16 protein-coding genes are annotated in these 23266 nt (G+C 62.9%); 5 read left to right on the forward strand and 11 right to left on the reverse strand.

Annotated elements, in window-relative coordinates:
* The 7 genes from Q7J26_RS02780 to Q7J26_RS02810 form a co-directional block, all read right to left on the reverse strand.
* The coding region (locus Q7J26_RS02780) for an MFS transporter (RefSeq protein WP_370651900.1) at nucleotides 1-386 on the reverse strand (386 nt) is incomplete at its 3' end.
* Between the two features lie 73 nt (nucleotides 387-459).
* The gene (locus Q7J26_RS02785) at nucleotides 460-2628 is read right to left on the reverse strand and encodes a TonB-dependent receptor (protein ID WP_304934993.1); all 2169 of its coding nucleotides are present in this window, start codon (nucleotides 2626-2628) and stop codon (nucleotides 460-462) included.
* A 298-nt stretch (nucleotides 2629-2926) separates the two neighbouring features.
* A complete protein-coding gene (locus tag Q7J26_RS02790; protein WP_304934994.1) occupies nucleotides 2927-4426 on the reverse strand; it encodes a tryptophan halogenase family protein in 1500 nt (499 codons plus the stop codon).
* Nucleotides 4427-4444: 18 nt separating this feature from the next.
* The gene (locus Q7J26_RS02795) at nucleotides 4445-6400 is read right to left on the reverse strand and encodes a glycoside hydrolase family 3 protein (protein ID WP_304934995.1); all 1956 of its coding nucleotides are present in this window, start codon (nucleotides 6398-6400) and stop codon (nucleotides 4445-4447) included.
* Between the two features lie 92 nt (nucleotides 6401-6492).
* Nucleotides 6493-9384 carry a TonB-dependent receptor gene (locus tag Q7J26_RS02800; RefSeq protein WP_304934996.1) on the reverse strand — a complete coding sequence of 964 codons (2892 nt, stop codon included), beginning with the start codon at nucleotides 9382-9384 and terminating at the stop codon, nucleotides 6493-6495.
* 121 nt (nucleotides 9385-9505) lie between these two features.
* Nucleotides 9506-10921 (reverse strand): glycoside hydrolase family 30 beta sandwich domain-containing protein, encoded by a 1416-nt coding sequence (locus Q7J26_RS02805; protein WP_304934997.1) that lies wholly within the window; start codon nucleotides 10919-10921, stop codon nucleotides 9506-9508.
* Between the two features lie 94 nt (nucleotides 10922-11015).
* Nucleotides 11016-12056, reverse strand: coding sequence for a LacI family DNA-binding transcriptional regulator (locus Q7J26_RS02810; protein WP_304934998.1), 1041 nt, complete (start codon nucleotides 12054-12056; stop codon nucleotides 11016-11018).
* Nucleotides 12057-12801: 745 nt separating this feature from the next.
* Between Q7J26_RS02810 and Q7J26_RS02815 the strand changes: the two genes are divergently transcribed.
* Complete coding sequence (locus tag Q7J26_RS02815; RefSeq protein ID WP_304934999.1) at nucleotides 12802-13956, forward strand: site-specific integrase; 1155 nt, start codon at nucleotides 12802-12804, stop codon at nucleotides 13954-13956.
* Between the two features lie 173 nt (nucleotides 13957-14129).
* On the opposite strand, the gene Q7J26_RS02820 is transcribed toward Q7J26_RS02815, so the two are convergent.
* Complete coding sequence (locus Q7J26_RS02820) at nucleotides 14130-14978, reverse strand: hypothetical protein (RefSeq protein WP_304935000.1); 849 nt, start codon at nucleotides 14976-14978, stop codon at nucleotides 14130-14132.
* A 406-nt stretch (nucleotides 14979-15384) separates the two neighbouring features.
* Here Q7J26_RS02820 and Q7J26_RS02825 point away from each other — a divergent pair, with 406 nt between their 5' ends.
* Entirely contained in the window at nucleotides 15385-17028 is a 1644-nt protein-coding gene (locus tag Q7J26_RS02825; protein ID WP_304935001.1) for a DNA cytosine methyltransferase, read from the forward strand.
* Here the strand turns inward: Q7J26_RS02825 and Q7J26_RS02830 are convergent.
* Nucleotides 17025-17771: a BglII/BstYI family type II restriction endonuclease gene (locus Q7J26_RS02830; RefSeq protein WP_304935002.1), complete on the reverse strand. Its 747-nt coding sequence runs from the start codon at nucleotides 17769-17771 to the stop codon at nucleotides 17025-17027. The two genes, Q7J26_RS02825 and Q7J26_RS02830, sit on opposite strands and share 4 nt — an antisense overlap.
* Nucleotides 17772-17856: 85 nt before the next feature.
* On the opposite strand from Q7J26_RS02830, the gene Q7J26_RS02835 reads away from it, so the two are divergent.
* The 3 genes from Q7J26_RS02835 (at nucleotide 17857) to Q7J26_RS02845 (ending at nucleotide 21870) form a co-directional block, all read left to right on the forward strand.
* A complete protein-coding gene (locus Q7J26_RS02835) occupies nucleotides 17857-18660 on the forward strand; it encodes a BglII/BstYI family type II restriction endonuclease (protein WP_304935003.1) in 804 nt (267 codons plus the stop codon).
* A gap of 137 nt (nucleotides 18661-18797) precedes the next feature.
* Nucleotides 18798-19754, forward strand: a complete 957-nt coding sequence (locus tag Q7J26_RS02840) for a hypothetical protein (RefSeq protein WP_304935004.1) — start codon at nucleotides 18798-18800, stop codon at nucleotides 19752-19754.
* Between the two features lie 169 nt (nucleotides 19755-19923).
* Entirely contained in the window at nucleotides 19924-21870 is a 1947-nt protein-coding gene (locus tag Q7J26_RS02845) for a DUF3363 domain-containing protein (RefSeq protein WP_304935005.1), read from the forward strand.
* Here the strand turns inward: Q7J26_RS02845 and Q7J26_RS02850 are convergent.
* Both Q7J26_RS02850 and Q7J26_RS02855 read right to left on the reverse strand, forming a co-directional pair.
* The gene (locus tag Q7J26_RS02850) at nucleotides 21867-22157 is read right to left on the reverse strand and encodes a hypothetical protein (protein ID WP_304935006.1); all 291 of its coding nucleotides are present in this window, start codon (nucleotides 22155-22157) and stop codon (nucleotides 21867-21869) included. The two genes, Q7J26_RS02845 and Q7J26_RS02850, sit on opposite strands and share 4 nt — an antisense overlap.
* Nucleotides 22158-22324: 167 nt before the next feature.
* Nucleotides 22325-23257: a HEPN domain-containing protein gene (locus tag Q7J26_RS02855; protein WP_304935007.1), complete on the reverse strand. Its 933-nt coding sequence runs from the start codon at nucleotides 23255-23257 to the stop codon at nucleotides 22325-22327.
* Nucleotides 23258-23266 lie beyond the last annotated feature (9 nt).

A 23266-nucleotide genomic window follows, 5' to 3' on the forward strand; every position in this document is an offset into this window, starting at 1 on the left:
CCGATGCCGGCGACCAGCCGGGCGGCGAACAGGCTGTAGAAGTCCTGCACGAAGGCGGTGCCGATGGTCCCGGCCGCCCAGAGCACGGAGAGCCCGATCAGAAGCCGGGTGCGCGTTCCATGATCCACCATCCAGGCGATCGGCAGGGACAGGACGGCGACCGGCACCGCCGTCGCCGTGCCGATGATCATGCCGAGTTGAAGGTCCGTGAGCCCGAGCTCAGCCTTGGCGGCCTCCTGTAGGGGAGCCAGGAGCCCGCCGACGGTCAGGGCCGAAAAGGTGGTCAGGGTCAGCAGCCAGATGACGCTCCAGCCGGTCTTGCGAAACCTGCCGCCCGAGGGCTGAGACACGACCGGGGCGGCCGCCTCCATGGACGATGTGGTCATCTCTGATCTACCCGGTACCGGCACGGTTGGCTGAGTGGCGGGAGCGCCCCGAAGGCCGCTCCCGCCCAGGCGTCTAGAAGTTGCGGGTGATGCGGACGCCATACTGGCGCGGCGGTCCCGCGTAGCGTTGTCCGCTCTTCACGGCTCCGATGTATTCCTCGTCGAAGACATTGGTCCCGTAAGCCTGCAGCCTCCAGGCGCCCCCCGAGGGTTCGAACGTCAGCTGGGCGTTGACGATGTTGCGGGGCTCCAGCCGGTCGCCCCGGGCCTCGTTGGCGAAGATGGTGCCGAAGGTCTCGGAGATGTGGCTGTAGTCGACGCGAGGGGTCAGCAGGCCGCCGGCGACGGCGAAGTCGTATTCGAGGCCCAGATTGACCGTCATCTCCGGCGCATAGGTCTGGGCATTGCCGCCGACATTGACGCAGTTGGTCGAGGCCGGACCGGTGTCCGGGTCGCACCCGCCGGTCAGGGAGCCCCGTTGGTCAATGGCGAAGAAGTCCCCCAGCTCCGAGTGCGACAGCGACAATCCTGCATCAAGCCCGAGCGCTCCGAAACGCCCCTGGGCCGAGGCTTCCAGACCGTAGATTTTCGTCTCGCCGGTGACATTGGAAATGGTGGTGATGGTCGGGGTGGTCGGGTCGCCGATGACGACCTGGAAATTCTCGTAGATGTTGTAGTAGCCGCCGATTTGGGTCCGCAGGCGCCCGTCCAGCATGGTGGCCTTCCAGCCCGCCTCGAAATCGACGACCTCCTCACCCTCGAAGGCTCCCGGGGTGACGCCCAGGATGTTCGGGCCGTTCAGCCCGCCGGCCTTGTAGCCGGTCGCCACGAAGCCATAGAGGAAGTTGTCCTCATCCAGCGTCCAGTTCAGCGCGACCTTGCCGGTGACCTTCTCATCCACGACCCGGTCGTCCTGGGTGATCGAAAGCCCCAGAGCCGGGATCGCACTGATGGCGTCGTTCTCGACCGTCGAGCGAGAGAAGCGCGCGCCCATCTGAAGCTCCAACCGGTCGGTGAGGTCATAGCTCACCTGGCCGAAGACGGCCGCGGTTGTCTTCGGATTGCGTCCCTCAAGCGTGGTCGCAACCAGGAGGGGCAAGGTCGACGAGAGATACTGGGTGGTGATGTACCCCCCCTCGGGGAAGGTGATCAGATCATCCTGATAATAGGCCCCGACAATCCAGCGCAGCGGGCCGGTGTCGGGCGAGATCAGGTTGAACTCCTGTGACCAGAGCCTCTGGCTCACGTCGATGTGGGAGGTGAACGGCAGGGTCGCGGTCCCATCCGTATCGGAATCGACCAGCGAACTTCCGTCCTGATAGCCCGAGATCGACCGCAGGATCATGCCATTGTCGAACGTATAGCTGATGTTCAGAACGGACCGGAGCATCTCGTCCTGGGCTGCGAACGGCCCGTTGGTGCGGATGTCGAACAGACCGTCCGTCGAGCCGACGGGGGTGGTGGGATAGCCCCCAAGATCCAATGTGCTGTAGTCGGTCTTGAACAGGACGCGCAGGGCGTCGGTCGGCTCCCACAACACGCTGATGCGGTAGCTCTGACTGTCCACGGCGCCCGGATCGCCTTCGGTCGGCGCGCCCTCGACGACATTATAGAAGCTGTCGCGCTGGTCCGTATTGAAGGCCAGCCTCACGGCGAGGGTGTCGGCGATCGGCACATTCAATGCGCCTTGCAGGCGGACATGTTCATAGTTGCCGAACTGGCCGGTGAAATAGCCGCCGACGCCCGACAGGTCTGGGTTCTTCTGAGTGATGAAGACCGCTCCGCCGGTGGCGTTCTGGCCAGCGAACGTCCCCTGGGGACCGCGGAGCAGCTCCAGACTTGCGATGTCATAGAGAGGCTCGTTCTGCAGATAGGCCGGAAAGACCGCGACGCCGTCGCGGTAGGTGATGACCCCCACGCCGATGCTCGAGGAGTTCTCGGTCTTGCCGATCCCGCGGATGTTGAAGCTGTTGCCCATGCCCGAGTTCTGGATAGTCACCGACGGTGCGGCGAACTGCAGGGATTCGATGTTGGTGACACCCTTGTTCTGCAGTTGCTCGCCACTGAAGACCGCCGCCGCGATCGGCGTTTGCTGCAGGTTGCTGGTGCGGCGCTCGGCCGTGACCACAACCTCCTCCAGCGCCGCGCTCGTGTCCGGCTCCGGAACCGCCTGCTGCGCCTGCGCCGCCCCGCACCAGATCAGTGCAAGGACGGAGCTCGAAATCCAAATACCGCGACCCATGACAGGCCTCCTTCTCGCTGGTGTTTCCCGGGCGATCTCCGTCGCCATAAACAAAGGTGTTTCACCGAAGGCCGGCTTCGTCAACGATCATTCATGAAAGAATGAACATCTTTGACGCCCACGACCGGCTGTAGGCTGCTCGGTTGCAGGGAGCCGGGTACGACTGTCCTGACTGCGTGGGCCGGTCGTTCGCCGCAAAAACGGTCATCTCTTGAGACGCTCTGCTCTGGCGCCGAACCCGTTCTCAAGGATCAGCCCAGCCCGTATTCCCAGCAGCGAGACAACGAGAGCGAGCTCTTCACGTCGCCGAACACACCTTGGCGACATAGTCGGCATGGGACGGCATCACGGCGACGCACCTGTCGATGACCGTCTCCACATCGCCCAGGAACCGCTCGATGTCCGCCTCCGGCGTCACATCGACGAGCGGATCATAGCCGGCCGGGATGATCCCCTGCCCCAGCAGCACCTGGATCCAGCTTTCCTCTGCGAACAGTTCGTCGTCCTCACGGAAAATCCGGCCGTTGGCGCGGAACAGGTCCATCTTCCGCTCCAGCGTCGGCGGCACGTCCATGTTGCGGCAATAGCGCCAGAACGGCGTGTCTTCGCGTTCCGTCGCCTTGTAGTGGAGGATGATGAAGTCGCGGATCCGCTCGTATTCGAAATCGGTCTGGCGGTTGTATTCGGCGATGGTGGCCGGATCGAAACCGGCGTCCGGCATCATGCGCACCAATCGGATCAAGACCGACTGGATCAGGTGCAGGCTGGTCGATTCCAACGGCTCGAGAAAGCCCGAGGCCAGGCCCGCCGCCACGCAGTTGCGGTTCCAGATCTGGCGACGCTTGCCGGCGACGAACCGGATGCGGTTCGGTTCGGCCATCTGGGCGCCGTCCAGGTTCGACAACAGGATCCGCTCGGCCTCCCCATCGTCCATATGGCGGCTGGAATAGACGTGCCCGTTGCCCGTGCGGTGCTGAAGCGGAATACGCCACTGCCAGCCTGCCGGCCGCGCCGTGGAGCGGGTGTAGGGCGTAAAGGGTTCGGTCCGCGCGCAGGGCACGGCCATGGCCCGATCGCACGGCAGCCAGTGCGACCAGTCCTCGTACCCCGTCTTCATCGCCTGTTCGATGATCAGGCTGCGGAAGCCCGAACAGTCAATGAACAGGTCGGCCCCCATGACTTCGCCGTCCTCCAGCGTGACGGAGTCCACGAACCCGTCCTCGGGTCTGAGTTGAACCGAGAGGACCTTGCCCTCGCGGCGTCGCACGCCCGCCGCCTCGGCCAAACCGCGCAGATATTTGGCGTAGAGGCCGGCGTCGAAATGGAAGGCGTGGGCGATATGGCCCAGCGGCGAGGTCGGCCGTTTCGGGTCGGCGCGCATGAAGCGGTTCTGCAGGGCCGCCGCCGTATTGATCGAATAGGCGGCGAGGTCGGACGCCTTCCCCGCCGCCCGCATCTTCAGCCAGTACTGATGGCAGCGTAGCCATTCCAGGTCCCGGCCGATCACGCCGAAGCCGTGGATATAGCTTGATCCGATCCGGTCCCAGTCGACGAACTGGATGCCCAGTTTGAAGCTGGCCTGGGTGCGGCGCATGAAGTCGTTTTCGTCCAGACCGATCAAGTCGTTGAACGTCTTGATCGCCGGGATCGTCGCCTCGCCCACCCCGATCGTGCCGATGGTCTCGGACTCGATCAGGGTGATCTCGTACAGACCCTTGAACAGTTTGGAGAACAGGGCGGCGGCCATCCAGCCGGCCGAGCCTCCGCCGACGATCAGGATTGTCTTCAGCTGCCGCACATCCGCCCCCAAGAACCGTCAGTCGATAGCGTCGCAGGCGCCGGGCGTGGTCGGCAAGGGTAGTTCTCCCGTCGTGGCGGGCCGGGCGTAACTGAGGCCGAAGCCCCGTGCGAACTGCACCAGGTCGCCGGTATGCTCGCCCGTGCTGCAGGCCGAACCCGGCCAGGCGAAGGACAGGCGTCCGGCGAAGTCATAACGACCGCCCGATAGGACATCGGCCAGGCCCGCCCCCTCGGTGCCGGGCAGGAAGGCCGCGACGAAGGCGTCCGAAAGATTGATCAAGTCGTTGGCGTAGGCGGGACGGCCCGAATAGAGGACGGACACCACCGGCACGCCCTTGCCCGAGACCGCGTGCAGAAGCGCCAGGTCGTTCGGGCGGCGATGGCTGTACTGGACCGGCGCGGGGAAGCGGACGTCGCCATGATATTCGGCATAGGGGGTCTCCCCCAGGACGACCACGACCTTGGCGAACCGGGTCACGTCCACGCCGACGGCGTCTCTGGAATAGACGATGTTGTCCGCGCCGAACTGCGCCGTCAGGGCCTGCAACAGGGTGGCGCCGGTGGCGAAGTCGCCGTTGACGTTTTCGGTCCCCTGCCAGGTCAGGGACCAGCCGCCGGTCTGGTTGGACAGGCTGTCGGCGCTGTCGCCCACGACCAGGATCTTCTCGCCCTGGACCAGCGGCAGGGCGCGGTCGTTGTTCTTCAGCAGGACGACCGACTTGCGCACCGCCTCGCGGGCCAGATCGGTCGCGGCCACGGCCTCGGCCTGCCCGTTATAGCGGCTTTCCGACGGCGCATGATCGAACAGGCCTGAGCGCATCTTGACCCGCAGGATCCGCGTCACGGCGTCGTCGATGCGAGACATCGGGATGCGCCCGGCTTCGACGTCGGCGATGGTGTTGCCGATGAAGGCCTTCCAGTCCTCGGGGACCATGATCATGTCGAGGCCGGCGTTGATCGCCTGGGCGCATTCGGCCTTGGTGCAGCCGGGGACCTGCTCGATCCCGTTCCAATCGGACACGACCAGACCGTCGAAGCCCAGTCGGTCCTTCAGCACGTCGGTCAGCATTTCACGGCTGCCGTGCATCTTGCCGTAGTCGTGACCGGCGGCGACGTCGTTCCAGCTGCTGTAGGAGGCCATGACGGTCTGCACGCCCGCCTCGATGGTCGAGTAATAGCCGGCGCCGTGGCGATTGATCATCTCGCTGCGGCTAGCACGGGCCTCACCCTGGTCCTGGCCGTTGAAGGTGCCGCCGTCGCCCATATAGTGTTTGGCCGTGGCGACCACGTCGCCGTCGCCGGTCAGATCGCCTTGCAGCCCGCGCACCAGGGCCTCGCCGTATTCGGCGACCAGCTGAGGATCGCTGGAATAGCTCTCATAGGTGCGGCCCCAGCGGCGGTTCTCGCCCACCGCCAGGGTCGGGGCGAAGACCCAGGTGATGCCGGTGGCGCGCACCTGACGCGCCGTGGCCCGGCCGATCCGCTCGATCAGTTGGGGATCATGGGCGGCGCCCAGGCCGATGTTGTGCGGAAAGAGCGTGGCGCCGGAGACGTTGTTGTGGCCATGGACGGCGTCCGTGCCCCAGATCAGCGGGATCTTCACCGCCATATCGGCGGCGAGAGCGGCGTCGTGATAGCGGTCGGACAGGGCGGCCCATTCAGCGACGGTCGCGTGCTTGTTCATGGCCGGCCAGGCGCCGCCGCCGTTCAGGACCGAGCCGATATAATACTGTGTCACCTCCGCCGGCGTGATGTAGCGGACGTCCGGCTGGGTCATCTGCCCCACCTTCTGCGCCAGGGTCATGCCGGCGACGATCCGGGCGATCCGCGCCTCCATCGCGGCGTCTGGCGCGTAAGCTGGGGTCAGAGTCGGCCAATCCGTCCGCTCCTGCTGAGCGGCGGCGCTCATCGGCGCCAGGGCGCATCCGGCCAGCAGCAGCAGCGGGAGAAGCTTGGTCTTGCGGAAGGTCATGGCCGTCTCTCGGTTACAGGTATCGATCAAAAAAGAGGGCGAGACGGCATGGCCGCCTCGCCCCGGAGGCTAAGGGCTCGGAGAGGGACGCCCTAGAACCGGTAGTTGACGCCGAACAGGAACTGCCGGCCGTACTCTTCATAGGTTTCGGGCAGCGAACCGCCGTCCGCCGTGGTCGTGCCGCCGCTGTCCAGACCCAGGCGGGTCCGGTAGGGCGAGTTGGTCAGATTGTTGACCTGGAACAGCACGCCCAGGCCTTCCAGCGGCCCCTGTTCGAAGGTGTAGCCGATCTGGGCGTCGATCTGTTCGTCGTCCAGGATTTCGGTGTAGCCGCGCGTTGCGAACAACTGCACGACCTCGCCCTTGAAGGCTTCGCGGAACCGCTTGCTGATCCGCGCCTGGAAACCCCCGCGCTCGTAATAGGCGGTCATATTGTAGACCGTACCCGACAGGCCCGGAATCCGGACTTCCTGGCCATCCGGGGCCGGATTAAGATCCGACTCCGTGAACGAGATGCTGCCCAGCACGCCCAGACCGTCAAGCGGCTCCCACACGGTGCCGAAGTTCAGGGCGCCGCTGACCTCCAGCCCTTGCACCGTGCCGCCGTCGCCGTTGGCCGGAAGACTGATCTGGCCGATGGAGCTGATGGTCACGCCGGCCGGGATGGACGACGCCGTCGATGGCAGCGGGATTCCCGAGAAGTCGAACGTGCCGTTCTGGGTATAGATGTAGGTCTCCAGATCCTTGTAGAATCCGGCGATCGACAGATAGGTGGTCGAGTCGACGTACCATTCGTAGGCTAGGTCGAAGGCGTTGGCGCGCCAGGGCTCAAGCTCCGGATTACCGCCCGATGCGGACCAGGGGTTGACCGTCGCCCCTGGAGGACAGGATTGCCCCGTACAGACTAGGGAGTTGAAGCTCGGCGTCACATTGGCCCGCATCTCGTCCATGCGCGGCCGCGCCATGGTGCGCGAGGCGGCGAAGCGAAGACGGTGGCCGCCGCCCAGGTCGTAGATCAGATTGAGGCTCGGCAGAATATCAAGATAGTCGGCGCCCTTGGTCACCGAGATCGGTTCGATGGGGGAGCCGGGCTCGGTGCCGTTGATGACGACGCCGGTCGATTCCTGATTTTGGACCACCGCCTGCATGCCCACATTGCCGCGCCACCGGCCGCCTTCGAAGTCCAGTTTGACGAAGGCCGTGGTGACCTGTTCCTCGATGTCCCAGTTCTTGTCGAAATAGTTGGCGTCAAGAATGGGCGCACGGTCGTAATAGACGTCCAGGGCGCGGCTCAGATCGATGGCTATGACGTCGCCGAAGCCCGCCCAGCCCAGAGACGTCGGGGTCTCCAGATACTGAGCGTCCACATAGACCTGTTGACGTCCGTTCTTCAGGAACAGGTCATAGTCTTCGACCCGCTTGGACTTCTCGCGATTGGCGTAATTCACCCCGGCGGTGAAGGTGTTGAAGAAGCCGTCCATATCGCGCTCGATCTTCAGATCGGCGGAGCTGATGGTTTCCTCGACGTCGGGGAACCGAATGGAGCCGTCGTGGCCCCAGCCGCCCCACGGCGCGCGATCGCCAAGCGTCACCTGAGAGGCGTCGGAATAGTCCAGCCCCTCGGAATAGGTCGGATAGCCGTCGTCGTTCACGGTGAAGCCGATGCTGTCCAGGGTCCGGCCGACATTCGGGGTCGAAGGCGTCACGCCGCCCGTGCCCTGCCCATAGCCGGCGTAGGTCTCCAGAATGGTCTCGCGGCGGCGATTGTTGGAATAGGACAGATCCGCGACCAACCGCGTCCGATCATTGATCTCATATTCGGTGTTCAGACCGATGGAGAAAATCTCGTCTTCGCGGGTGTTGTAGTCGTTCCGGATGATCGGCACGGCGTTGTTGATCGTGCCGCTGCGACCGAACAGGGAGCCGCCTCGATCCTCGGTCACGACGTCCGTGAAATAGGCGTCGTCAGCCCAGGCGTTGGAGTACCACTGGGCGCCGCGCGTCGTCTCCTCCTGCTCGAACTTGGAATAATAGACGTCCAAGGTCGAATGCAGCTGCGCCGTCGGACGCCATTCCAGAATGCCGATGACAGCGTCTCGCTGATTCAGGCGTGAGGTGGCGAATACTTCCTGCCCATTCACCAGCAGGGCGCTGTCGGCGCTGTCGGGCTGGACGGAATCAACCGTACACGTCGAGTCTGGCAGACTCGGCTCGCAGACCCCGCCGAAAGCCTCGTAGCCATAGGCCTTGTAGTGCTTGTTCTGCGACGGTGAATCCAGATGGGCGTAACCCAGGGCCAGCCCCAGGGCGCCGTCGGCGAACTGATCAATATAGCTGATCGAAAAACGGCCGCCGTAGTTGCGGACGTCGTCGTTCAACTTGTCGCCTTCCGTCATTTCACCGCGCATGTTCACGGCGAGGGCGCGCGTTCCGAACTCCAGGGGACGCACGGTTCGCAGGTCGGCGGTGCCCGACAGACCCATGCCGGACACCTCGGCGTCCGGCGTCTTGTAGATTACGACCCCGGACAGCAGCTCGGACGGATACTGGTCGAACTCCACCGCCCGGTTGTCGCCCGAGCTGGCCTGCTGGCGGCCATTCAGCAGCGTGGTCGTAAAATCAGGCGCCAGACCGCGGATCGAGATGACCTGGGCCCGGCCGTTGACGCGCTGCGCCGCCAGACCCGGCAGGCGGGCGATGGATTCGGCGATCGACACGTCCGGCAGCTTGCCGATGTCCTCGGCCGAGACCGCCTCGACGATCGAGGTCTCCCGGCGCTTGGTGGCGATGGAGTCCGCCAGGCCGCGTCGCAGCCCGGTGACGACGATCTCCTCGACCTCGGTCGCGCCATCCTCGGCCTGAGGCGCCGTCTGGGCGACGGCGACCGCCGGCAGCGCCATGGCCAGCGCCAGGGCCGAAGCCGTCAGGTGAAGCGCGCTCGCGCGCGGACGAATTGAATGAAACCCAGCAAAGGCGCTGCGCATGTGATCTCCCCTCACGTTTCCCTTGGCGCGGGCCCTTTGAGCCCGACGTCCCTCTTTTTGGCGCAGTATTGGAAGCGCTTCCAACACCATACCGCCTTATTCGTTTTTGGCAACACGCCCTTTAGCGAGGGCCGCTCCAGACATAGGTCGCGGCGCTTGCGGGCGGCAAAACGACCGCCGCGCGCCGGCGGTCTTCGCCGATCTCGAACCGGGTCTCCGTGTCGGAGGGGTTGAGAACCACAAGCACCCGACGGCCGTCCGGATTGACGAACCCAACCGCCTCCAGATCAGCAGGCTTGGCCACCGCGACGCGGCGCGCCCCCTGGCGCACAAACCGGCTGGCGTGACCGAAGGCGTAGTATTCCTGGTTCTTTTGAACCGCCCCCGTGCGGCTGTTGATCGTGACCACGCCACGGCAGTCGCCGCATCCACCGGCGTGAGGGCCATGGTTCTCGTCCAGGGCGATGTTCCACATCAGCACGCCGCGCGCATGGTTCTCGACCGAACCGATGATCAGGCTCTTCATCGTCCAGACGAAGCTGTCCTTGAAGCCGGGCGCCCAGTCGCCGCCCGAGCACTCAGTGAAGAAGACGTCCTTGTCGGGATGGGCGTCGAACACCCGGGACTGGGCCGCCACGTCGCCGGCATAGCAATGCCAGGCCACCCCCGAAACATAGGGCCGTGCCGTGGCGTCGCTCAGCACCCCCAGGGGCTGCTCCGGCTTATCCCAATTGTGATCCCAATCGAGGATCTTCGTCTGCAGCCCTAGCTGCTCCAACCGAGGCCCTAGATCACGTCCGATGAATCTCGCCCGGCCCTCGGCGCCCCAACGCATGCCGGGATAGGAGTCAGGCTCGAAGTCCGGCTCATTCTGGATGCTGATATAGTCGGTCGGCACACCCTCGGCCGCCGCCGCCGAGATATAGCGGGTCAGATACTCGGCATAGGTCGAATAATATTCCGGCTTCAGTTCGCCCTGGATCATCGACCCTGTCGTCTTCATCCAGCCCGGCGCACTCCAGGGCGTCGCCATGACCTTGAGGTCCGGATTGATCGCCAGCGCCTGGCGCACAGTCGGAAAGACCTCGGCCGCCATAGGCGCCGTCGAGAAGCCGGCCAGCGACGGGTCTTCGGCGTCCGCCAGACTGTAATGGCTCAGCGAGAAATCCGACGCCCCGATGGTCACCCGCGTGAAATCGAAGCCGAGGCCGCCGTTCTCCCGTCCGAACAGATCGCGCAGCAGGGCGTCACGCTGCGACGGCGTCATTCGGGTCTGGATCAGATGCGCCGTCGCATCCGAAACGGCGGCGCCGAAACCGACCATGGTTTGCAGCGGCGCGTGAGGGTCGAGGAGAATCGTCGGCGCCGCAGAGCCGGCGACCTCCGCTTTCATCACCAGCCGCTCCGGCGCGAGCAGCCGCGACTGATCGCCCGACGTCACCCAGCCGCCGTCCGGCGCCGATGCGCATCCGGCCGCAGCCAGCGTGGCCAAAACCAGGGCGCAGGCTCTCGCCCGCAGTCGATCCTGTCGTGTCATGCTTTCCTCCCTACGGACGTCTCATACGCGCCCTTTCAAATTGGAAGCGCTTCCATAATGACGCCGCTTACGGGGTCGTCAAGCTAGGGCGTCCTCAAACTTGCCAGACGCCGGCGGATTCCCGCACGACGACGGCGTGGGGCAAGGTGCGGAAAGTCCAGTCGCCGGCGCTCCCCGTGATGCGTTCCGACAGCAGTCGAACGGCCTCCCCGCCCATGGCCTTCAACGGTTGATGTACGGTCGTCAGCGGCGGCCAGACGATGGCGGAGACGGGCGTGTCGTCAAAACCGGAGATCGACAGGTCGCCGGGCACCTGCAGACCGCGGGCATGAGCGACCGACAGTGCGCCCGCCGCCATGTCGTCGTTGGCGCAGATCAGCGCCGTGGGCCGGGGCGAAAGCGCCAGCATGCGCGCGGCGATCAAGCCTCCGGAACGGAAGGTGAAATCCCCGCGCTCCACTGTAAGGGCGTCGTCAGGCAACCCCATCTCCTGCATCGCCCGCCTCACGCCGTCCAACCGACTTTCGGCCGACAAGTGCCCGGCGATTCCGCCGAGATAGGCGATGTGGCGGTGGCCGAGCTCCAGCAGATACCGGGCGATGTCGCGCCCGCCGGCCTCGTCGTCGATGCCGACCGCATCAACCAGGCCCCGACCGCCGCCGCCCGGCGAGATGGCCGCCAAATGGACGCCCCGCGCCCTCAGTTGCTGGATCAGGTCGGCGTTGTCCGAGAACGGCGGGGTCAGGATCAGCCCCTGGCACCTCTGGTTGACCGCAATGTCGATCACCTGCTGCACCGCAGCCGGGTCGTCCTGGGGCACATGGCGCGTGAACAGCTGAAATCCCGACTGCAGGCATTCCCGCACCGCCCCCAGTTCCAGCGCCGAGGCGTAGAAGGAGTTGGGCTCCGCATCCAAGTCCGACGCGAGAACCAGAGCCAGCACGCGGCTGCCGCCCCCCGCCAAGGACCGCGCCTGCGGATTGACGCGGTAATCCAGGGTCTCCACCGCTTCCAACACCTTTCGGCGCACGGGCTCCCGAACGTTCGGCCCGCCGTTGAGGACCCGCGACACCGTTGTCCGCCCCACGCCCGACAGACGCGCGACATCGTCGATCGTGGGCTTTCTGGCCGACATGCCGTGCTCCGGTTTCCACATGATCTCTGGATGGCCCACGACGCCCGGGACTGCAAGCAACCGCAGCCGCCTCCTATCCGCGACACGCCGCCCCTCGCTTCTTCGGGAGAGCCATGATCTGATGTACCAAGATCCACTCAAACTTGCTTTTGGTGCAGAGCTGGGAGCGCTCACCATGCTGTCTAAAGATCCTGACGTTACACAAACCGAAACGAGCAGCGGACAGAGAGTCTGCAATTTCAGGTTTCCAGAGATGTACGGCAGCTACCCGTCGTTCCCTTTTGTCATTCAGAACATAAACTTAACTCGCAGAGTCGTTGCCGTAGATTTCCGGCGATTTCTCATTATTTCTGGTCAGGCGCAAAACTTTTGATGGGTCGCATGGTGGGTGAGCTGGCCTGACGCAAACCGTCCGCATGACTTGGGGATATCTCGAATAGCATTAGATGTGATGATGGGTGAGACGGCGCCTTCGAAATCGGCCATCGCCGAGCTCAAGCTTCCGCCATCGTATTCACCGCATTTTATGCGGTGAATAGCGGCTTCAATCGCCGCAAATCGGGTGTGGGCTTCTCGGGCACCCGATGGATCGCGCAGCTCTAGATCGCGCAGCAGTGAACTACCCCGAGGATATTCTGGATTCTCGCCCGAGTAGTTTCGTGCGAATCCTACGGAATCTGTTCGTGCGCTGGAGGAAGCAGTGCCCAAGCTACCAGACCTGATGGGACCTCTGGCAGTATCACGGTTGACCAAACCGGGCCTGCACGCGGTCGGCGGCGTTCCAGGACTGGCCCTGCAGGTTTTGAAGTCGGGCGGACGCACCTGGATTCTCCGCGTCATGATCGGCGCTAGACGCCGGGAAATGGGGCTTGGGGGATATCCCGGCGTCACCCTAGCCATGGCAAGAGAGGCCGCACGCGAGGCAAGAGATTCGATCCGACGAGGAATTGATCCCATCGAAGCCGCGAAGGAAGCCCGCGCGGCGCTTACAGTCACGCCGACGGTCGGGTACACATTCCGGGCCGCCGCAGAGGCGTACATCGCGGCACACGAAGCGAGCTGGAAAAACCCCAAGCACCGCGATCAATGGACCGCGACGCTCAAGAACTATGCATACCCAGTGATGGGAAAGCTCGATGTCGCGGCAATTGAATTGCCGCATGTCATGCGCGTTCTGGAGCCTATCTGGACCAAAAAGACCGAGACCGCCAAACGCCTACGCGGTCGCATGGAGATGGTTCTGGACTGGGCGACTGCGCGGGGGTTTCGATCCGGCCCCAATCCGGCAAGGTGGCGAGGCCACCTCGACAAGTTGCTGGCCAAGCCTTCCAAAGTCCATCGCATTACGCACCATCGTGCCTTGGCCATCGATGAGATGGGCCCCTTCATGAACCAGCTTCGCGCTGCGGAAGGCACGGGCGCGCGGGCGCTGGAGTTCGCTATTCTGACAGCGGCACGCTCCGGTGAGGTGCGAGGCGCCACCTGGAAGGAGATCGATTTGGATGCCCGCGTGTGGACCATCAGCGCCGAGCGTATGAAGGCGGCACGCGAGCATCGGGCTCCCCTGTCCAAGGCCGCAATCGCCGTGCTGCACGCCATGCCCGCAGGGCGACCGAACGCCTATGTGTTCAAGGCTGCGCACGGCGGCCGGATTTCGGACATGACGATCTCGGCTGTGCTTCGGCGGCTAGAGGTCGATGCCGTTCCTCATGGCTTTCGCTCAACCTTCCGCGACTGGGCGGCAGAGCGCACCACCTACCCCAACGAGGTCGCAGAAATGGCGTTGGCCCACGCCGTCGGAAACAAGGTCGAGGCCGCTTATCGGCGTGGCGACCTTTTTGAGAAACGCCTCGCCATGATGGATGATTGGGCCGACTTCTGTTCCCGCTGCTCTCGCTAGGAGTTCGACCAAAGCCTAGTGCCCGAAGAGCATACTCTCAAGCGGACGCCGGGAAATTCTAATATGGGTGAAACGGACATTCCGCGATGCGGCCAGCGCGGCAGCGTCGAATGCAACCTGGGTCGTCCGATGCGGAGACGCTAGCCGGATTCATCCGCGATCAGCGCGCCGTTTTACTCCGGATCATCAGCTGCAACAGCTGGGTTCGGGTGACCCAGCGGCACAGCCGTGGAGAAGGCCATTTTCTGTTTTCGGTCGGTCGGCGTTCTCTGGAACGAAACGAACTCCTCATCGTGGATCGTGCCGAAGACATCCTTGTATCGCAGACGCCCCAAAGCAAAGATGGCGCTCCGAGACCGAACGATTTTCTCCCAATCGATCTCCTCATCGATGTCACCTTCCACTCGGGCAGATCGGATAGCATCGCTGCCGATTGGAACGGGCCATCGTTGAGCGCGACCTTCTAGAGGCACCGGCGGTACCGCATCGTCCTTGCGCTTCACCACGCACTTGATCGAAATTTCAAACCACTGAGCCGGGGTCTGGCCTGTATTTCGGCAGGTCACGTCAAAGAGCGGCTTGGTATTGGCTGTCCACAGCATGTGAACCTCCTCGACATGCACGTAAGCCCGAAGCTGCACGTTTGCAGACTTTTCCGCCTGCTTCACGGAGCGCTCGGCGGCGCGGGAAGCTCTGCTGGCTGCGAAGGCTGCCCACCCCGTGAACACCAGTGCGAGAACCGTCAGGAGAGCCTGGAGAAACGCGATGAGCGTCTGCTGCCACGACTGTCTGAGCTCCTCCTCGGCTGAGTTTGTTGTCCTCGTGGCCTGTATGACCATCTCGCGCTCATTGCGGAGTGTTTCGCGGGCCAAGTCGCACGCCTCTTGTTTGGCCCTGCGCTCCTCAACGGGAAGCGCGTCGACGGCTGGAGCTAGACAGCTCGCTGGCCTTTCTTTTGTCTCGAAATCGAACGTCTGTTCAAATTGGCGCGGCACGAACAGCGGTGAGTCCAAAGGGATCATGCCGTTGAAAGTCGCGACACCCGTCGCACACAGGACAGCTACAATCGTCCAAGGGGCGAATGGCTGGATGGCGCGCCAGACCCTTGTGTTCACAGCCCTTAGCCGTTGGGGAAGCGACGTTCTCTCAGTCATAAATTAGACCTACCTGACTACCAGACAAAGTTCATCACCAAGAGGTTCACCCTGCGGCTTCCACCAGCCTCCCTAGTTGCGACTACCAAGTCGCCTTCTTTTTCCCGCCATCCCTCACCCGGACCAATTGCCAGACCTCGGCTTACGCGTTCCTTGGGACGTCATAATCGGACGTCGCCGCAATTTTGGATCTTGCTCAACGCTACTAAGGGCGTAGAATCGTGGTTCGGATGATAACGAGCGTGCCAGAGTTCGAACGCTAAAGGAGCCCCGCGTGCGTGCAATCGACCTCTATGCCGGAATTGGTGGCTGGAGCCTCGGCCTACGCTTGGCAGGCGTTGAGGTTGTGGCGTCCTACGAGTGGTGGCAGCCGGCGGTGGATACGCACAACGGCAATCATGGCGGCGCACTGAAAACGACCAATGTGCGAACTCTCAAGCTCGACGACCTGCCCGAAGATATCGAACTTGTGGTCGGGAGCCCCCCCTGCACCGAGTTCTCGTACTCAAATCGCGGTGGCAGCGGTGACCTGGCAGAAGGTCTGAAGGATCTCGTCAGGTTCTTCGAAGTCGTCGAACATCTGAAGCCCAAATGGTGGGCTATGGAGAATGTGCCCCGCGTCGCGGAGTTCATTAGAGCTGGCTTCTCTACTCCGGGACATGCCCTGTACCGTTTTCGCCGCCTCAAGCCTATTATCGAGGTAGTGGATTTTTCAGACTACGGCGCGGCTCAGGCTCGGCGGCGCTGCATTGTATCCAACATCCCGCTCGACCTTATCGATGCCTATAAAGCGAAACTTCCGCGTCGAACGCTCGGGGACGTAATTTCGAGCTTAAATGGTTCCTCGCCTATCATCCGCGATCCTGTTTGGGGCGGAACGCTTGCGGCAAGCCATTTGACAGAAATGGAGATCGAGGCGTCGCTGGCTGGCGATGAGTTGCGGATGAACCGCGACGCGAAGACCTACCACGCTGTCTACAACAACATGGCTTTCCCTGATCGCATGGACGAGCCGTCGAGGACGGTAACCGCTACCTGCACGAGGGTGTCGCGCGAGAGTATCGTGATCGAGGCCCCACATGCGCCCGGTCAGTATCGGCGCCTCACCATACGGGAGCGTGCTTCACTGCAAGGCTTCCCGATCAACTACCAGTTCTATGCTCGATCATTCGCCGAGAAGGCCAAAATGGTCGGGAACGCCATTCCCCCCACTTTCACCTACCTGCTCGCCTCTGCCGCTCAGGGGGTGAACCCGCGCGACTTCAAAGGTCTGAAGCTCGACGGTGCGCTTCCAATGCCAGAGGCACTTCCCAAGCCAACTCCTCCCGAAACGGCCGGCCGGACATACCCTGAAGGACGTTCGTTCCGCTCAGCTATTCCTGGGCTGCGCTTCAAGAGCGGCATGCGATTCGAGCTGTCGAACGGCTCCGCTCGCAACTCACCCGAGTGGAAGGTTCGCTTCTTCTTTGGGCCCTCGAAGGACGTTCGCGAGGTAGACCTTGATGGTTCGGTATTCGCGGAAATGGCGGACACCATGATGGCCCTTCCAGCCTTCTCAAAAGTATGGGAAGCGCTCGACCGCGACCAGAGGCATCTCCACGATGCTTACAACGCTAGCCTGCAAGCGGCTTGGGCCCATAAGGGCGAAGGGCACGACCCTTTCGATGTCGTCGATACCTTGGCTGCTCTCGCAGCGACACTCGGCGAAACAATCGATTTTTGGGCGCAAGACCGAGTCAATGCTGAAATGGCTCGCGCCTATGTGCTGGACACAGTAGCTGCGGGCGAGCCTATTTCGAGCCTTCCTGGCAAGGCGAAGCTAGCGAAGAACGCGAATGCGATTTTAGCGGGACTTATCGTCGGCGATTGGTACAACGTCTCGCGACATTCCAAAGGCAAGCAAAGGCGAGCTGCCTAATCGCCGTTGTCGATCGGCTCTTCCGCTATGATGGCCTTCGCCATCGGCCCCGTGTCACTCGTCTCATCGACCAGGTAGGGATCGCCCTCCTCCCGAAGCGCCTGGATAACGCGATACCGATTGTGCTCGGACTGACCTCCACCGGTTTTCGCTGCGGAATTGATTAACCGTGAAAACGGTATTCCAGCAATCCGCTTGAGATCGATCGTTTCGGTCTGCTCGTCCGGCTCGATCCCGATTACGAGTATAGGCAAGGTCAACGACATTTTCGCAGAGGGTAGTTCCCTGAGAATGCGTTCATAACTCACCACATTGGAGTCAATACGGCGCCCAAGAACGCCCATGGGCACTATACAAAGGCCCACGTCGATAAGTCCTTGGGAATAGGCCGTTTGAAATTTGAAGACGTCAGAATACCAGCGGCTCATGTTGCCGAACTGCACTTCGGCCTGAACTGTGATGTTGTCGAATGTCTTTCTAAAATCGGCAGCGAGACCAGAACCTTTTATCGTGGTAGCCGCTGGATGATACAGCCAGCGCCGTTCAACGCTCAGTTCCCGGTCGAACCAGGTGTTCATGACCTGTTGAACGACATCCAGTTTCGCGTTTCTCTTGCTTTTGCCAGCGTAGGTAAACAGGGGGACATTTTCGACGGCGGCGACAATCTCGTCATACGCTTCGCGATTGTTCGGGTGCTGGAGAATCTCCTCGGCGTACCGATAGCTGTAGACTTGGTATTTCACCCAGACTCCTGACCAGCGAAGGCTTCTTCCGCACGCAGTCCGCGACTCATGCGATTAGGGGTGCAAGCTAGAGAGGATCGCACCAATGTTCGAGGCGTTGCAGGAAAAGGGATTCCAGGTCGAGTTCCATTCGCACGCTCGAGCAATCTTAGCGGCTGACTTCCCGGGGGCGGCTGAGGAACTCGAAAGCGCACTCCTCGCGGCGACCATTCCTATCGAGGAAATCATCGCTGGTGGCGGTGGCGAAGCAAAAGGTACGCAGCGGCTTCGAAACGCCCTCAATGATCTGAAATGGCCGAAGACAGAGTTTGTTGTTGAGCGCATCGTCAATGGTGTCCGTCGCGAAAGCCAATCCCACATCGTTGACCATGTCCGTCAGCTAGAGAGTGGCGAGCGCATCGCACTTGAGATTGAGTGGAACAATAAAGACCCCTTCTTTGATCGCGACCTAGAGAATTTCAAACGTCTCCACGCGGACGGCGCCATCTCTGTCGGCGTTGTCGTTACTCGCGGGCGAAGCCTGCAAGAGGGGATGCGAGGAATGGTTCGTCGTTTTCTAGACGAGCGCCAGATTCAATCGTTCGCGGACATGGCGCGTTGGGGTTACGAGCCGACCTCACGACAACGCCGAAGTGTAATGGAAAAGGTAGAGCGTGTTTCTAATCCGCTCACCTTCAAAGACAGCTTCACCAATCAGTTTGTGTCGGACAAGTTTGGTGAAGCGACCACGCACTGGCGCAAGCTTGAAGATCGCATTCGCCGTGGCGTTGGAAATCCTTGTCCAATGATCCTGATCGGCTTGCCCGATTCTATCGTTACTTTCCACGAGGGCGAGGCGGCTCTGCAGGAGGTGGAGGCTGCAGAAGAAGCGGCGGAAGTTCAGGCCTAGTAAATCTCCCTCATATCCTCGCGACAAGCCTCCTTTCGCGAGACGGATCGACAACCCTGCGATGTTGACAGCCAAAGCAGCCCAGGCAAAAGACCAATAGCTCTGGAAAACGGGGATGTTCGCCTGGTGGAGAGGATATGAAGCCAACCTTCTCCGAATTCTCATATGGGTTCGCTCTGACCAACGAACTGGTAGGTTGGAGCGAGCTTGCGGCAGCTCCCATCTTTCCAAGCCTTATTGAGGAAGGACAGGAAGGCGGCGGGTACGATGTCAAACTCGACCGTCCAGGCTTTCCCCTCTATCTCCAGTTCAAGCGATCAGACCTCATGACGCGACGCTCAGCGCGTGAGTACAAGGCGGTCAAGGCGCGTGGCGGGGGGCTCCGGGTGCCCTACTATCGCTTCGCTGTGACCGACGAGGCGATTTCGCGCCAACATGAAATGCTATTGGCCCTGGATGTCGCCCCTCACTTTGTCTTCTACGCGGCACCGCGCTTCCACAAGATCGAAGAGATCAACGAGGCATGGGCCGCCAACGACGTGGCAAGCCGTTCGCAGTTTATTGCGCCTCAAGAGATCGGTTCACTCTCCCTCGGCCCCCATGCCGTAGCCTTTGATGGTGGGCGTTTTTGGACCTGTTCTGAACCCCGTGAGATCAAAGGCCTGACCAGTCGCGACCTTCTGGAAAAGCTAAAGTCTGCGTTGACGCAAGACGACCGCCCCCTGCGAGGAAAGCTATCGGAGATCAACGAGCACCTAGACTCGGCTGAACGCCGAGCAAGAGCGCGTATCGTCGAGAGGGAACGCGAAGCTGCTGAGCTTGCGGAAGCAGCGCGTGAGCGGCGGCGCGCCGAAAGACAGCAAGAGCTGACTGAACCAAACGGCTATGATCTGATTTCGCATAGCCTCGCCCAAGATCATGGCGAGTTCGTTGTAAGTCTTGATGATTTAGAATTTTCGCCTCCGGCGTCTTTGCCGGTGCCCACTCGTTTGCCGAAGACCCTATCGCCTGAATTCCAACAACTCCGATTGGCGGCGGATACTGCTGCTCGAACATTTGATGCCCAACTGGTGATCATTCAGCCGACCAGCTGAGTTGGTTAGCGAAATAGTCGTGCCTATGGGGATCGATCATCAATCACGGGAATCCACGCGCTCAGCGACAGGGAAGCAGAGCAAGATAAAATCCGGCCTGCGATCCTTGGACATCGCCGGCCGGGTACATCGGTGAAGGCGAAGGGTTTCGAGGGCGCGGGAGCCCGCGATGACCGAGCCGCACGATCCTGAAGACTATGCATTCAAGCCGCCGATGACGGCGCGGCGGGAGGCGCCGCCGACTTGGACCGTCGGGCGTCTGATCAGCCGGGCGACGCCGTCGATGCCGCCGCGTGCGAGAGCGCGGCACTTCAATGCGAAGGGTTCGGTGCAGCGCGTCCGGCCGGTGCGTTCGGTGGCGGGTGGCATGCGCCGGGTGATGGTCAAGGTGCGGGTCGTGCCGATGACGCCGGGGGCCAAGAAGGCGCTGATGACCCATGTCCGTTATGTGGCCCGCGAGGGGGCTGGCGCGGAGGGCGAGCCGGGTCGGTTCTTCAATGCGCGCGAGGACGCTGTGGAGGCGTCCGGCTTCGCGCGGCGTTGCGAAGGGGATCGGCATCACTTCCGGATCATCGTCAATCCGGAGGACGGGCGCGACCTGCCCAACCTGAAGGCCTTTACGCGCCGGTTCATGGAGCAGGTGGAGACTGACATGGGCACGCCGCTCGAATGGGTGGCGGGAGAGCACTACGACACCGGCCGACCGCATCTGCATATCCTATTGCGCGGCAAGCGCGACGACGGCCGGGACCTGGTCCTGCCGCGTGAGTACGTCAGCCATGGGCTACGTCAGCGGTCGCAGGAACTGGCGACCGAAATCCTCGGGCCGAGGCAGGAGCGGGCGGCGTCGGACAGAGACGTCACGGCGGACCGATTCACCCGCATGGACCAGACCTTGATCGGCGAGGTCCGGGACGGGCGGCTGACCCTGGAGCGCCTGCCGGAGGCGCAGAGAACGGACGCGCTACGACGGCTGGTCCATCTGGAAACGCGAGGCTGGGTCGAGCGCGAAGGGATAGGCTCATGGACCGTCCCTGCCGACCTGCGCGAGACCCTGCAGCGGGAAGGTGAGCGCGAAGCCAGAGAAGCGGCGGCGGCTAAGGCGATATGGGGTGGTCGGTGGGGCGGAGAGATCGACAGGCTTCAGCCGCTGGACCTGAAGGCGGGCGAGACCGTGGTCGGCGCCTATGCCGGAGTCCAGCCTATCGGTCCCTATGGGAACGGACCCCAGGCCCTGGTGATGGAGACGATGGATGGGCGGCTCGGTCATGTGCGCCTGCCGTCGCTAGACAGCGCCCTGATCCTGGACCGCGTGCCCGAGCGGGCGATCGTCGAGGTGCGCGGCACGGCGAGACCGAAACGGGCGTCCGACCGAACCATCGTCGAGATCGCGGGCGAGCGCGGCGGAATCTATTCGGCAGCGGACCACCAGGCCGCGCGACCGGGAGACAGTCCGGCCTTCATCGAGCGGCATGTGCGGCGGCTGGAGGCGATGAGCCGTGAGGGCGCGTGCAGGGCCCTGGGCGACGGCCGGTTCGCCATTGCGGAGGACTATCTGGCCAAGGCGTCAGCGGCGGACCAGGCGCGTCATGGCGCGGTGAATCTCGAGGTGCGGGTGCTGGATGTCCGGCCGCTGGAACTGCAGCCGCAGGCCAGAGGTGTGACTTGGCTGGACAAGGTTGCGGGCGGTTTGGCTAAGGGACCGGTATCTGGAGCGCTGGCCGATGAGGCGAAGGCGCTCGGGCTTCAACGGGCTGAGGTGTTGCAGGCGTGGGGCATCGGCTCAGGGGCGCCGATGGGGCTCGGCGAGGGGGAAAGGCAGCAGCTCTGGGGGATGGAGCTGGAGAGCCAGATGGAGCGGCTCGGTCAGACCGGCAAACCCTTGGTGATCGCCAAGGAAGGCAAGAGGTTTTCCGGGGTCTATCTGGAACGGGCCCATATGGGCGGCCGGGCCTATGCGGTGATCGAGTGCAAGGCCGCTGTGACCCTGGCGCCGTGGCGGCCGGCGCTGGAGGCCTGTCGCGGGCAGGCCCTCACCGGGGTGCTGCAGGGCGGTCAGCTAGACTTCCGCTTTGGCCAGCAGCAACGCGGCAAGGGGCTTGGCCTGGAGCTCTAGAGCGGCGGCGACTGATCCGAGTCCTGTTCCCAGCCGCCTTGCCGGCGCGGCTGGCTCGACGAGGAGCGCAGGCAGGTGAGCTGGCTCCTGGCCCATTCGTGCAGCTTGCTCCTCGGATAGTAGGGCGTGCGGCCAAGATGGGTGCAGGGCGGGCCGTCGGACCGGGTGCAGAAGATCTTGGCGAGGGTGGAGGGGGCGCGCCGGATGCCGAGGGTCGCGAGCTCGCGCGAAGCCTCCTTGCGATTCAGCAGAACGTCTTCGGTCTCTTCGGGGAAATGGCGGGTCATTGAGGGTGCTCCTTGGTGAAGGGCCTCAAGCGACGCACTTATCCCCAGGTCGTCAATCCCGCCGAAACGGCCGGTCACGGAAGGGTTGTTTCAGGGCTGTTCAGGGCTTTTCATTTTCATATTCCGTCAAGCGAATGTGATCGGCCTATGGCTACAGCATCCACAGATCAGGCGCTGTCCGCCTTGGCCCTCAGCTCGGCGATCCGGGTCTGGCAGAGGTCGGCGACCAGATCGCGCAGATGGCGGGCGCGGGTCATCAGCCAGTCCAGATCCTCGGCCGAGGCGTCGTACTGGTCGCTGTAGCGGGCCTCGACATAGGCGCGCTTCAGGAGTTCGAACCGGCGGCGGTCGAAGCGGTGCTCACGGGGCCAAGCCTCGACCAGGCCGGTATTCACGTCTTCGGCCAGGGAGCGGAGGAATTTGATGTTGTGAGAGCGCGGGAAATAGAAGGTGTGGACGAGGAGGAAGCAGGCGTAGGCGGTCTCGACGGCTTGGTGGAGATTGAAGGCGGCCTTACGGCGCCAATTGGCCTCCGAAGGCCCCTCATTCAGAGCCAGCTCCGTCAGTCGGAGCCAGTCATCGGCGTCCTGTAGTTTTACTCTCAGGTGCGCCTCTGCCGAAGCAAGCGCATCTAGCGCCGTCATCGGATGCGGCGTGGCGAACGGATGTCCGGGAATCTCGTAAAGGGCGATGCCGTCGCGGACGATGTCGGTCCAGAAGTACTCGCCGCGCCGCAGGGCGTCGTTCACCTCCTGAAGGTCGTGGACGATCAGATTGACCGTGCGGCCGATGGCGGGGTCGCGGAGAATCTGGTCCTCGGAGTTCCACCAGTAGTCGGCGATGTTGGTCAGCTTCTCGTGGTTGACCACGATCAGCAGATCGAAGTCCGAGAGATAGCCGTTCTCGGGTTCATCGACCCAGTCGGTCCGGGCATAGGAGCCGAACAGGATGATCTTGTAGACTTGGCCGCCACGACGCCAGGTCTGGGTGCCGCCGCCGCCGCCGTTCTTCGCCGCTTCGAAGCCGGCGAGCAGAAGGTCGCGAACCCGTTCGAGTTCACGCTGCTGGCGTTCGGGAAGATGGTCGAGATCGGACCGCATCGGGCGAGT

The sequence above is a fragment of the Brevundimonas sp. genome (assembly GCF_030656255.1).
Classification (GTDB): domain Bacteria; phylum Pseudomonadota; class Alphaproteobacteria; order Caulobacterales; family Caulobacteraceae; genus Brevundimonas.

Bases quoted from the DNA above. Each gene is read 5' to 3' on its own strand.
- Q7J26_RS02835 (WP_304935003.1), top strand. From the start codon at position 17,857: ATGTTCGAGGCGTTGCAGGAAAAGGGATTCCAGGTCGAGTTCCATTCG.
- Q7J26_RS02795 (WP_304934995.1), bottom strand. From the start codon at position 6,400: ATGACCTTCCGCAAGACCAAGCTTCTCCCGCTGCTGCTGCTGGCCGGA.
- Q7J26_RS02785 (WP_304934993.1), bottom strand. From the start codon at position 2,628: ATGGGTCGCGGTATTTGGATTTCGAGCTCCGTCCTTGCACTGATCTGG.
- Q7J26_RS02820 (WP_304935000.1), bottom strand. From the start codon at position 14,978: ATGATCCCTTTGGACTCACCGCTGTTCGTGCCGCGCCAATTTGAACAG.
- Q7J26_RS02850 (WP_304935006.1), bottom strand. From the start codon at position 22,157: ATGACCCGCCATTTCCCCGAAGAGACCGAAGACGTTCTGCTGAATCGC.
- Q7J26_RS02805 (WP_304934997.1), bottom strand. From the start codon at position 10,921: ATGACACGACAGGATCGACTGCGGGCGAGAGCCTGCGCCCTGGTTTTG.
- Q7J26_RS02845 (WP_304935005.1), top strand. From the start codon at position 19,924: ATGACCGAGCCGCACGATCCTGAAGACTATGCATTCAAGCCGCCGATG.
- Q7J26_RS02840 (WP_304935004.1), top strand. From the start codon at position 18,798: ATGAAGCCAACCTTCTCCGAATTCTCATATGGGTTCGCTCTGACCAAC.
- Q7J26_RS02810 (WP_304934998.1), bottom strand. From the start codon at position 12,056: ATGTCGGCCAGAAAGCCCACGATCGACGATGTCGCGCGTCTGTCGGGC.
- Q7J26_RS02855 (WP_304935007.1), bottom strand. From the start codon at position 23,257: ATGCGGTCCGATCTCGACCATCTTCCCGAACGCCAGCAGCGTGAACTC.
- Q7J26_RS02800 (WP_304934996.1), bottom strand. From the start codon at position 9,384: ATGCGCAGCGCCTTTGCTGGGTTTCATTCAATTCGTCCGCGCGCGAGC.